1 protein-coding gene (cut by a window edge) is annotated in these 12,890 nt (G+C 73.8%); it reads left to right on the forward strand.

Going from position 1 to position 12,890, the window contains the following annotated elements; all coding sequences use genetic code 11:
• A protein-coding gene (locus HD597_RS16680; RefSeq protein ID WP_253743204.1) for a non-ribosomal peptide synthase/polyketide synthase crosses the window boundary here: on the forward strand, positions 1-12,890 show its 5' portion. It continues 5,983 nt past the right edge of the window; the window shows 12,890 of its 18,873 coding nt (coding positions 1-12,890); the start codon lies at positions 1-3; its stop codon lies beyond the right edge, outside the window.

Consider the following 12,890-nt stretch of genomic DNA (forward strand, 5'->3'; position numbering starts at 1 on the left):
ATGATTCCGTTGTCATTCGCACAGCGCCGGTTGTGGTTCATCGAGCGGCTCGACGGCCCGAGCGCGACCTACAACATCCCGGTGGCGTTGCGGCTGGCGGGCCGGGTGGACAAGCGGGCGCTGGCCGCCGCGCTGCGTGACGTTCTGGAGCGGCACGAGGTGCTGCGGACGGTGATCGGCGTGGCCGACGGGGAGCCGTACCAGCGCGTGCTCGGCATGGACGGCCTCGACTGGCGGCTGGAGGAGGTCGAGCTGCCGCCGCCGGCCGATCTGGCCGCGGCGGTGGGCCAGGTGTGGGAGCACACCTTCGACCTGGCCGCCGAGGTGCCGATCCGGGCGTGCCTGTTCTCGGCGGGGCCGGACGATCACGTGCTGGCGGTCGTGCTGCACCACATCGCCGGTGACGGCTGGTCGAAGGGGCCGCTGGCCCGCGACGTCTCCGAGGCGTACGCGGCCCGCCGCGAGGGCCGGGCGCCGGGCTGGGAGCCGCTGCCCGTCCAGTACGCCGACTACACGCTGTGGCAGCGCGAGCTGCTCGGCGACGAGAACGATCCGGCCAGCCTCATGGCGCGCCAGCTCGCCTACTGGCGGGAGACCCTGGCCGGGGCGCCGGAGGAGCTGGCGTTGCCGTTCGACCGGCCGCGCCCGCCGGTCGCCACGCACCGCGGCCACAGCGCGCCGTTCGAGCTGCCGCCGGACGCGCACGCCCGGCTGGCCGAGGTGGCGCGGCGCGAGGGCGTCACGACGTACATGGTGATACAGGCGGCGCTGGCGATGTTGCTGTCGCGGCTGGGCGCGGGCACCGACATCCCGATCGGCCAGGTGGTGGCCGGGCGCACCGACGTCGCCCTGGAGGACCTGGTCGGCTTCTTCGTCAACACGCTGGTGCTGCGGACCGACGTGTCCGGCGACCCCGGCTTCCGCGAGGTGCTCGCGCGCGTGCGGGAGACGAGCCTGTCGGCGTTCTCCCACCAGGACGTGCCCTTCGAGAAGCTGGTCGAGGAGCTGACGCCGAGCCGGTCGCTGGCCCGCCACCCGCTGTTCCAGGTGCTGCTCACCGTGCAGAACGTCGCCCAGGCGGCCGTGGACCTGCCGGGTGTGCGCGCCGGGGGAGTCGTGCCCGGCAGCGGCGGCGGCGCGGTGTCCAGGTTCGACGTCGAGGTCAGCGCCGGCGAGCTGTTCGACGACGACGGCGCTCCCGCCGGGCTGCGCGGCTCGGTGATCGTGGCGGCGGACGTGTTCACCGCCGAGTCGGCCGGGCTGCTCGCCGAGCGGCTGCGGCGCGTGCTCACGCTGGTCGTCGACGAGCCCGGGACCCGGCTGAGCGAGACGGGCGTGCTCAGCGCGCAGGAGCGCCACAAGCTGCTCGTCGAGTGGAACGACACGGCGGGCGAGATCCCGTCCGGCACGGTGCCGGAGCTGTTCGCGGCGCAGGCGGCACGCACGCCCGGCGCCACCGCGGTCGTGCACGACGGCACCCGGATCACCTACGCCGACCTCGACGCCCGGGCGAACCGCCTCGCCCACCACCTCATCACGCTCGGCGTCGGCCCGGAGTCCATCGTGGGGGTGTGCCTGCCACGCGGCGCCGACATCGTGACGGCGATCCTCGCGGTGTGGAAGGCCGGCGCCGCCTACGTGCCGCTCGACCCCGCCCACCCCGCCGACCGCCTGGCCTTCGCCGTCGCCGACAGCGGCGTGCGCGTGCTGGTGACCGACCGGGACGAGACGCTCGGCGCCGCCCACGCCGTACGCCTCGACGACCCCCGCCTCGGCGCCTGCCCGGGCACGCCGCCCGCGGAGCGGCCCCTGGCCGGCGAGCTGGCGTACGTCATCTACACCTCCGGCTCGACCGGCCGGCCGAAGGGCGTGGCGGTCGAGCACGCGTCCCTCGCCAACCTCGTCTCGGTGTTCGGGCCGCTGATGGAGGTGGGCCCGGGCGTGCCGGTCCTGCAGTTCGCGTCGTTCACGTTCGACGCCTCGGTGCTGGACGTGGCGGTCACCCTGGCCCGCGGCGGCACGCTGGTCGTGGCGAGCGCCGCCGAGCGCGCGGAGCCCGCCCTGCTGCGCGCGCTCGTCGAGACGACCGGCGTGCGCTCGGCCAGCGTCGTCCCCTCGCTGCTCGCGGTCCTGGAGACGGGCGACCTGCCCGGTGTCGAGGCGATGGTCGTGGGCTCGGAGCACATGCCGCCCGGCCTGGCCAGGGACTGGGCTCGGGAACGGCGGCTCGTGCACGCGTACGGGCCGACCGAGGCCACCGTGATCACCGCGGCCGGGCACGTGGACCCCGGCGAGAGCGGCGCGCTGCCGTTCGGCGGCCCGCTCGCCAACACCCGCATGTTCGTGCTGGACGACTTCCTGGAGCCGGTGGCGCCCGGCGTGGCGGGCGAGCTCTACATCGCCGGCGCGCAGGTCGCCCGCGGTTACGTGGGCCGCTCCGCGCTGACCGCCGAACGGTTCGTGGCCTCGCCGTTCGCGACGGGCGAGCGGCTCTACCGGACCGGCGACCTGGTGCGATGGACCGGCGACGGGCGGCTCGTCTTCGCCGGGCGCGCCGACGAGCAGGTCAAGGTGCGCGGGTTCCGGATCGAGCCGGGCGAGGTGCAGGCGGCCGTCGCCGCCCACCCGTCGGTGGCGCGGGCCGCGGTGGTCGCGCGCGAGGACACGCCCGGCGAGACCCGGCTGGTCGCCTATGTCGTGCCCGCGGACGACGCGCCCGGCCTGCCGGAATCCGTGCGCGCCTTCACGGCCGGCCGGCTGCCCGAGTACATGGTGCCGTCGGCCGTCGTCGTCCTGGACGACCTGCCGCTCACCCCGAACGGCAAGCTCGACCGCCGCGCCCTGCCCGCCCCCGCCTACGAGACCGGCACCGGCCGCCGCCCCTCGAACCCCCGCGAAGAGATCGTCTGCGCCGCCTTCGCCGACGTGCTCGGCCTGCCCGAGGCCGGCGTGGACGACGACTTCTTCACGCTGGGCGGCCACTCCCTGCTGGCCATCCGCCTGGTGGAACGGCTGCGCGAGCAGGGCGTCGAGGTGTCGGTGCGCGCGCTGTTCCAGTCCCCGACCCCGGCGGGTCTCGCCTGGTCGTCGGGCGCGAGACCCGTGACGGTGCCGGACAACCTCATCCCCGCCGGAGCCACCCGGATCACGCCCGGGATGTTGCCGCTGGCCGGCCTGACCGCCGACGAGATCGACCGCGTCGTGGCCACCGTCGAGGGCGGCGCGGCCAACGTCGCCGACGTCTACCCGCTCGCCCCGCTGCAGGAGGGCCTGCTCTTCCACCACCTGCTGGCGGGCGGCGGCGACGACGCGTACGCGCTGCCGACGGTCGCCGAGTTCGACACCCGCGACCGGCTCGACGCCTTCCTCGACGCCCTGCAGCGCGTGGTGGACCGGCACGACATCCTGCGGACCGGCATCGTCTGGGACGGGCTACGCGAACCCGTACAGGTCGTGTGGCGCCACGCCGCCCTGCCCGTCGAGGAGGTGACGCTCGACCCCGGCGGAACGGACCCCGTCGCCGGCCTCGTGACCGCCGGCGGGTCGTCGATGGATCTGGGCCGCGCCCCGCTGATCAGGGTGCACACCGCCGCCCGGCCCGGCGGTGACGGCCGATGGCTGGCCCTGCTCCGCATCCACCACATGGTGCAGGACCACACGGCCAAGGAGGTCCTGCTCGACGAGGTCCAGGCCTTCCTGACCGGACGCGGCGGCACGCTGCCCGAGCCGCTGCCGTTCCGGACCTTCGTGGCCCAGGCCCGCGGCGGCGGCGCGGGCGAGCACGCCGGCTACTTCGCCGACCTGCTGGGCGACGTCCACGAACCGACGGCCCCGTACGGCGTCATGAACGCCCGCGGCGACGGCGCCGGAGTCGTCCGCGAGGAACTCGGCCTCTCACCCGAGCTGACCGGCCGCCTGCGCGCCGTCGCGCTCCGCATGGGCGTCAGCCCCGCGCCGGTGATGCACGTCGCCTGGGCCCGCGCGCTCGCCGCCATCAGCGGCCGTGCCGACGTGGTCTTCGGCACCGTCCTGTTCGGCCGCATGAACGCCGGCATGGGCTCCGACCGCGTACCCGGCCCGTTCATGAACACCCTCCCGGTCCGCGTGCGCACCGGCGAGCCGGGCGTCCTGGCCGCCGTGTCGGCGATGCGCGACCAACTCGGCGAACTGCTGGAGCACGAGCACGCCTCCCTGGCCGTCGCCCAGCGGGCCAGCGGCGTCACCGGCGACACTCCTCTGTTCACCTCGTTCTTCAACTACCGCCGCAACACCGGCCGGGGCGGAGGGGGCCTTGAGGGCGTCCGCACGGTCTTCACCCACGACCGCACCAACTACCCCCTCGCCGTGGCCGTCAACGACGACGGCGGCCCGCTGTCGCTGACCATCGACGCCGTCGCGCCCATCCAGCCCCGCGCGGTGGCCCGCCTGGTCCGCACCGCCACGGCCGGCCTGGTCTCCGCGCTGGAGACGGCGCTGGACGGAGGCCCGGAGCTGCCGCTCGGCGACGTGGACGTGCTCGATGAGGGCGAGCGGCGGCTGGTGGTGGGGGAGTGGAACGCCACGGTGGCGGGTGGGTTGGGTGTGCCGGTGGTGGAGTTGTTCGAGGCGCAGGTGGAGCGGGCGCCGGATGCGGTGGCGGTGCGGTGTGGTGGTGAGGTCGTTTCGTATGCGGAGGTGGAGGGGCGGGCCAATCGGCTGGCTCGGGTGCTGGTGGGGGAGGGGGTGGGGGCTGAGTCTGTGGTGGGGGTGTGTTTGGGGCGTGGGGTGGATCTGGTGGTGGCGTTGCTGGCGGTGTGGAAGGTGGGGGCGGGCTATCTTCCGCTCGATCCGGGGCAGCCGGTGGAGCGGATCGCGTTCATGCTGGCCGACAGTCGTGCGGTGCTGACGGTGACCAGCTCGGAGATCGCCGACGAGCTGCCGGCCGGGCCCGCGCGGCTGGTCGTGCTCGATGACCCGTTGACGACGTTGCGCCTGGCGGCCGTGCCCGCTGTCAGGCCGGATCGGGTGGTGTCGGGGGATCAGGTGGCTTATGTGATCTACACCTCGGGTTCGACGGGGCGGCCGAAGGGTGTGGTGGTGACGCAGGCGGGGCTGGCGAACTATGTGGGCTGGGCGGCGGGTGTTTATGGGGTGGGTGAGGGTGCTCCGTTGCATTCGTCGGTGGGGTTCGACTTGACGGTGACGAGTGTGTGGGTGCCGTTGGTGTCGGGGGCGGCGGTGGTGGTCAGTACAGAGGGTGGTGCTGAGGGGCTGGCCGGGGTGTTGTCGGATGGTCTGGGCTTGGTGAAGGTGGTTCCGGCGCATCTGGGGTTGCTTGCTGGGACGGTGGGCTCTGATGTGGGGCGGACGTGGGTGGTGGGTGGTGAGGCGTTGCCGGGTGCTCTGGTTCGCTCGTTGCTGGCGCGGTCGCCGGGGTCGGTGGTGGTCAATGAGTACGGGCCGACGGAGACGGTGGTGGGTTGTTGTGTGTTCGAGGCGTCGGCGGGGGTGGGGGAGTGGGTGCCGATCGGGCGGCCGATCGCGAACTGCCGGGTGTATGTGTTGGATGGGCGGTTGCGGCCGGTGCCGCCGGGGGTGGCCGGGGAGTTGTACATCGCGGGTGTGCAGGTGGCTCGTGGGTATGTGGGGCGGGCTGGTCTGACGTCGGAGCGGTTCGTGGCCTGCCCGTTCGAGCCCGGCGCCCGCATGTACCGCAGCGGCGACCTCGCGAGGTGGAACGCCTGCGGAGAATTGGAGTACCTCGGCCGGACCGATGAGCAGGTGAAGATCCGTGGGTTCCGGATCGAGCCGGGTGAGGTGCAGGCCGTGCTGGCCGCGCATCCGCTGGTGGCCCAGGCGGCGGTGATCGCTCGTGAGGACACGCCGGGTGACGTCCGGCTCGTGGCGTACGTCGTGGGGGCCGAAGGGGTGGCCGAGCTGTTGCGGCGGTTCGTGGCCGAGCGGCTGCCCGGCTACATGGTGCCGTCGGCGATCGTCGCGCTCGACGCGTTGCCGTTGACCGCTAACGGCAAGCTCGACCGCAGGGCTCTGCCGGCACCTGAACACAGTGCGGGCTCGGGCCGGGCTCCGGCCACGGTGCAGGAAGAGCTGTTGTGCCAGGCGTTCGCCGAGGTGCTGGGGCTGCCCGAGGTCGGCGTGGACGACGACTTCTTCGCTCTGGGCGGGCATTCGCTGCTGGCGGTGCGGCTGGTCAGCCGGGTCCGGGCCCTGTTGGGGGTGGAGCTGGGGTTGCCGGTGTTGTTCGAGGCGCCGACGGTGGCCGCGCTGGCGGATCGGCTGGGCGAGGCGGGGACGGCCCGGGTGGCGCTGGCGCCGGTGGCGCGGCCGGAGCGGGTGCCGCTGTCGTACGCGCAGCAGCGGTTGTGGTTCATCGGCCAGTTGGAAGGGCCGAGCGCGACCTACAACATCCCGATCGTGGTCCGGCTCGACGGGGACGTGGACGGCGAGGCACTGGGGTCGGCGTTGCGGGACGTGATCGAGCGGCACGAGGTGCTGCGCACGACCTTCCCCGTGGTCGACGGTCAGCCATACCAGCGCGTTCTCGCACCTGGGGAGCTGGTGTGGGAGATGGCCCGGGTGACGTCGATGGCGGTGGAGGAGGCGGCGGCGTACGCCTTCGACCTGGCGTCGGAGGTGCCGATCCGGGCCTGGCTGATCGACGAGCGCGTGCTGGTGGTGGTGATCCACCACATCGCCAGCGACGGCTGGTCGCGGGCGCCGCTGGCGCGGGATGTGTCGATGGCCTATGCGGCACGGCGCGAGGGGCGGGCTCCGGAGTGGACGCCGCTGCCGGTCCAGTACGCCGACTACGCCCTGTGGCAGCGCGAGCTGCTGGGGGACGACCGGGACCCGGACAGCATGATCTCGCGGCAGGTCGCGTACTGGCGGGAGACCTTGGCCGGGGCGCCGGAGGAGCTGGAGCTGCCGGTCGATCGGCCGCGTCCTGCCGTGACCTCCTATCGCGGGCACACGGTGCCGATCGAGGTGCCGGCCGAGGTGCACGCGCGCCTGGCTGAGGTGGCGCGGGCCGAGGGCGTGACCACGTTCATGGTGGTCCAGGCCGCCCTCGCGGTGCTCCTGTCGCGGCTGGGCGCCGGGACCGACCTCCCCATCGGCGCGGCGAACGCGGGACGCACCGACGAGGCGCTGGACGATCTCGTCGGGTTCTTCATCAACACGCTGGTGCTGCGTACCGACCTGTCCGGGAACCCGACGTTCCGCGAGGTGCTCGGCCGCGTACGCGAGTCCGGCCTGGCGGCGTTCGCGCATCAGGATGTGCCGTTCGAGCGGCTGGTCGAGGAGCTGGCGCCGTCGCGGTCCATGGCGCGGCACCCGCTGTTCCAGGTGATGCTGACCCTGGAGAACACCGGCGAGGCCGTGCTGGAACTGCCGGGGGCGCAGGCCCGGCGGGTGTCGGCCGGTGCGGCGGTGGCGAAGTTCGACCTCGAGGTGCTGCTCGGCGAGGTGTTCGACGCCCATGGCGGGCCCGCGGGGGTGCGCGGCTCGCTGGTGGCGTCCGCGGACCTCTTCGACAGGGAGACGGCCGAGCGGCTGACCGGGCGGCTGACGCGGGTGCTGGCGTCGCTGACCGCCGAGCCGCAGACGCGGCTGAGCGCCGTGGAGGTGCTCGACGCCGGCGAACGGCGCCGCGTGCTGGCCGAGTGGAACGACACGGCCGGCGAGGTGACCGGCTCGTCGCTGGTGGACCTCTTCCAGGCACAGGTACGGCGGACGCCCCGGGCCCTCGCGGTGGTCGGGGAGGGTGTCCGGGTGTCGTACGCCGAGCTGGACGAGCGAGCCGACCGGCTGGCCCGCGCGCTGGCGGCCCGGGGTGTGGCGCCCGAGTCGGTGGTGGGGGTGTGCGTCGGCCGGGGGCTCGATTGGGTCGTGGCGGTGCTGGGCGTGCTGAAGGCCGGCGGCGCCTTCCTGCCGGTGGATCCGGCGTACCCGGTGGAGCGGATCGCGTACTCGATGGCGGACGCGGGCGCGGTGGCGGTGGTGACCTCGCCGCCGTTGGCACACCTGGTGCCGGACGGCCTGACGCGGGTGATGGCGGACGACCCGGCGGCGCACCCGGGCGCACCGCTGGACGTGCGGCTGGTGCCCGAGTCCGCGGCGTACGTCATCTACACCTCCGGCTCGACCGGGCGGCCCAAGGGCGTGGTGGTCACCCACGCGGGCGCGGTGAACCTGCTGGCGGCCGGCGGCTGGGAGGCCGGCGAGGGCGACCGCGTGCTGCAGTTCGCCTCGCCCGGCTTCGACGCCGCCTGCTGGGAACTGCTGGCGGCGCTGTGGTCGGGCGGCTGCCTCGTGGTGGCCGACAGCGCGGAGCTGCTGCCGGGGGCCGGGCTGGCCGGGGTGATCCAGCGGCACGGGGTGTCGCACCTGCTGGTGCCCCCCTCGCTCCTGGGCGTGATGCGCACGGAGGAACTGGCCGGGGTACGGACCGTGGTGGCCGGCGGTGAGGCCCTCGGCTCGGAGCTCGTGGCGCGCTGGGGAGCCGGGCGCCGGCTCGTCAACGCGTACGGGCCGACCGAGGTGACCGTGTGCGCGGCGATGACCGACGACCTGTCGGCGGACCGCGAGGTGACCATCGGCGGGCCGCACGCGAACGTGCGCGCCTACGTGCTCGACGAGTGGCTGTCCCCGGTGCCGCCTGGCGTGGTGGGCGAGCTGTACCTGGCCGGGGCGCAGGTGGCCCGCGGCTACGCGGGTCGTCCCGGGCTGACCGGGGAGCGGTTCGTGGCCGATCGGTTCGGGCCGGCGGGCGGGCGGATGTACCGGACCGGGGACCGGGCCCGCTGGGACGGGACCGGCCGCCTGGTGTTCGCCGGCCGCGGTGACGACCAGGTGAAGATCCGCGGGTTCCGGATCGAGCCGGGCGAGGTGCAGGCGGTGCTCGCCGCCCACCCCCAGGTGACGCAGGCGGCGGTCGTCGTGCGCGAGGACGTACCCGGGGACAGGCGGCTGGTCGCCTACCTCGTGCCGCAGGAGGTGGACACCGACTCGGTACGGGCGATGGCCGCCGGACGGCTGCCCGCCCACATGCTGCCGGCCGCGCTCGTGACCCTGCCCGCCCTGCCCGTCACCACCAGCGGCAAGCTCGACCGCAAGGCCCTGCCCGCCCCCGACTACGGCGGCGCGGCGGGACGCGGCCCGGCCGACGCCCGCGAGGAGCTCCTGTGCGGAGTGTTCGCGCAGGTGCTCGGGCTGCCGCAGGTGGCGGTCGACGACGACTTCTTCGCGCTGGGCGGGCACTCCCTGCTGGCGGTGCGGCTCATCAGCCGCGTCCGGTCGGTGCTGGGCGTGGAGGTGCCCTTGCGGGCCCTGTTCGAGGCGCCGACGGTGGCCCGGCTGGCGGAGCGGCTGACCGGCGCCGGGCGGGCCCGGCCCGCGCTGACGCCGGTGGAGCGGCCGGAGCGGGTGCCGTTGTCATTCGCGCAACGGCGGTTGTGGTTCATCGGCCAGTTGGAGGGGCCGAGCGCGACCTACAACGTGCCGATCGTGGTGCGGCTCGGTGGTGACGTGGACGTGGCGGCGCTCGGGGCGGCGTTGCGGGACGTGATCGAGCGGCACGAGGTGCTGCGGACGGTCTTCCCCGTCGCGGACGGCGAGCCGTACCAGCGGGTCGTCGGGATGGACGAGCTGAACTGGGAGCTGTCCGCCTGCGAAGCCGGGGACGGGCTCGAAAACGCGGTCACCGAGGCGGTGGGGCACGCGTTCGACCTGTCGTCGGAGGTGCCGATCCGAGCCTGGTTGTTCGACGGCGGCGTGCTGGTGGTCGTCGTCCACCACATCGCCAGCGACGGCTGGTCCATGGCGCCGCTGGCGCGTGACTTCTCGCTGGCGTACGCGGCCCGCCGTGAGGGGCGGGCCCCGGCGTGGGAGGCGCTGCCCGTCCAGTACGCCGACTACACGCTGTGGCAGCGCGAGCTGCTCGGCGACGAGGACGATCCCGGCAGCCTGGTCTCCGGGCAGATGGCCTACTGGCGCGACACCCTGGCGGGGGCGCCGGAGGAGCTGGCGTTGCCGTTCGATCGGCCGCGTCCGGTCGTGGCCTCTCATCGGGGTCACAGTGTGCCGTTGCTGGTTCCGGCCGAGGTGCATGCGCGGCTTGTCGCGGTCGCTCGTGCCGAGGGTGTGACGGTGTTCATGGTGTTGCAGGCCGCGCTGGCGGTGCTGTTGTCGCGGCTGGGCGCGGGGACCGACATTCCGATCGGGTCGGCCAACGCCGGCCGTACGGACGTGGCCTTGGACGACCTGGTGGGCTGCTTCGTCAACACGCTGGTCGTGCGGGCGGACCTGTCCGGCGATCCGGAGTTCCGCGACCTGCTGGCCCGGGTCAGGGAGCGGAGCCTGGCCGCGTTCGCCCACCAGGACGTGCCGTTCGAGCGGCTGGTGGAGGAGCTGGCGCCGTCGCGGTCGATGGCCCGGCACCCGCTCTTCCAGGTGGTGCTGACCAAGCAGGACACCATCGCCGCCGAGCTGGATCTGCCGGGCGTGCGGACAGGCCCGGCTCCCGTGGCCGGGACCGGGCGGACGGCCGCCAAGTTCGACCTCGACGTGATGGTCAGCGAGGCGTTCGACGGCGAGGGTGCGCCGGCGGGGGTGCGGGGTTCGGTGACGGTCGCCACGGATCTGTTCGATCCGGAGTGGGCCGAGCGCATCATGCGGTATTGGGTGCGGGTGCTGGAGACGGTGAGCTCCGAGCCGGGTACGCGGCTCAGCCGCGTGGATCTGCTGGATGCGGGTGAGCGGCTCCGGGTGGTGGAGGGGTGGAACTCCACGGCGGTCGATGGGCTGGGTGCGCCGGTGGTGGAGTTGTTCGAGGCCCGGGTGGTGGGTCAGCCGGGTGCGGTGGCGCTGGTGGGGCCGGAGGAGGTTTCGTATGCCGAGTTGGATGAGCGGGCCAATCGGCTGGCTCATGTCCTGGTCGGTGAGGGTGTCGGGGTGGAGTCGGTGGTGGGGGTGTGTCTGGAGCGGGGTGTGGAGCTGATCGTGGCGGTGCTGGCGGTGTGGAAGGCGGGGGCGGCGTATGTGCCGATTGATCCGGGTCAGCCGGTGGAGCGGATCGCCTACATGCTCGGTGACAGTCGTGCGGTGCTGACGGTCACGAGTGCGGAGATCGCTGAGGAGTTGCCGGCGGGCCGGGGCCGGGTGCTGGTGCTGGATGACGTGTTCACCGCGATGCGGCTGTCGATGGCGGCCACCGTCGCCCCTGCCCGCCAGGTTCACGGTGGCCAGGCCGCGTATGTCATTTACACCTCGGGTTCGACGGGGCGTCCGAAGGGTGTGGTGGTGACGCAGGCGGCGCTGGCCAACTATGTGGGTTCGGTTCCGGGGCGGCTCGGGATGGATGGTGGCCGGTATGCGCTGGTGCAGGGTCAGGCCACTGATCTGGGGAACACGATCGTGTTCGCCGGTCTCACGCTCGGTGGCCGGGTGCATGTCGTGGCGGAGGAGGTGGCGACCGATCCGGAGGCGTTGCGTGTGGTGCTGGAGGAGGGTCGCGTCGACTTCGTCAAGATGGTGCCCTCGCATCTGGCGGCGATGGGTCCGGGGGTGCTGCCGGCCAGGTCGCTGGTGCTGGGTGGGGAGGCGGCGGCCCCGGGCTGGCTGGAGCAGGTGCTGGGTCAGGCCGGCGAGCGTGGGTGCGCGGTGTTCAACCACTACGGGCCCACCGAGACCACGATCGGCGTGGCCACCACCCGCCTCACCGAGGCAGGGGTGATCCCGGTCGGCACCCCCGTGGCCAACACCGCCTTCTACGTCCTGGACGAGCACCTGACCCCGGTGCCGCCGGGTGTCACCGGCGAGCTCTACGTGGCCGGCGCCCAGCTGGCCCGCGGCTACCTCGGCCGTCCGGCGCTGAGCGCGGAGCGGTTCGTGGCCTGCCCGTTCCAGCCGGCCGCCCGCATGTACCGCACCGGCGACCGGGCCCGCTGGACCCAGGACGGCAGGCTGGTGTTCGCCGGCCGGGTGGACGACCAGGTCAAGATCCGCGGCTTCCGCGTCGAGCCGGGCGAGGTCACCGCGGCACTGGCCGCCTGCCCGGGCGTGCACCAGGCGGTCGTCGTGGCCCGGGAGGAAGCGCCCGGCGACGTCCGCCTCGTCGGTTATCTGGTGGCGCGTGACGCGGAGGACGCGAGTGAGCTGCCGTCGGCGGCGCGCAGGTTCGCCGCCGATCGGCTGCCGGATCACCTGGTGCCGTCGGCCTGGGTGGTGCTGGACGCGCTGCCGCTGACGAGTAACGGCAAGCTGGACCGGCAGGCCCTGCCCGCGCCCGACCACGCCGCCGCGGCCGGTGCCGGGCGCGGCCCGGCCGACGCGCGGGAGGAGGCCCTGTGCGCGGCGTTCGCCGAGGTGCTGGGGCTCCCGGCGGTCGGCGTCGACGATGACTTCTTCGCGCTCGGCGGCCACTCCCTGCTCGCCGTCCGCCTGGTCAGCCGCATCCGCGCCCTGCTCGGCGTCGAGATCGAGATCCGCGCCCTGTTCGACACCCCGACGGTCGCCGGACTCGCCGCGGGTCTCGGGGACATGGGCGCGGCCCGGCTTCCGCTGACGGCGGTGGAGCGGCGGCCGGAGCGGGTGCCGTTGTCGTACGCGCAGCGACGGCTGTGGTTCATCAGGCAGCTCGAAGGCCCCGGCGCCACGTACAACGTGCCGATCGTGTTGCGGCTCGACGGTGACGTGGACCTCGACGCGCTCGGGGCGGCGTTGCGGGACGTGATCGAGCGGCACGAGGTGCTGCGGACGGTCTTCCCGGTCGCCGATGGTCAGCCTTACCAGCGGATTCTCGACCCGGACGAGCTGGTCTGGCGCATGGAGCGGGTGTCGTCGGCGGACCTGGGGGTCGCCGAGGCGACGGGGTACGCCTTCGACCTGGCGTC

It is taken from the genome of Nonomuraea thailandensis (assembly GCF_024172165.1).
GTDB lineage: Bacteria > Actinomycetota > Actinomycetes > Streptosporangiales > Streptosporangiaceae > Nonomuraea > Nonomuraea thailandensis.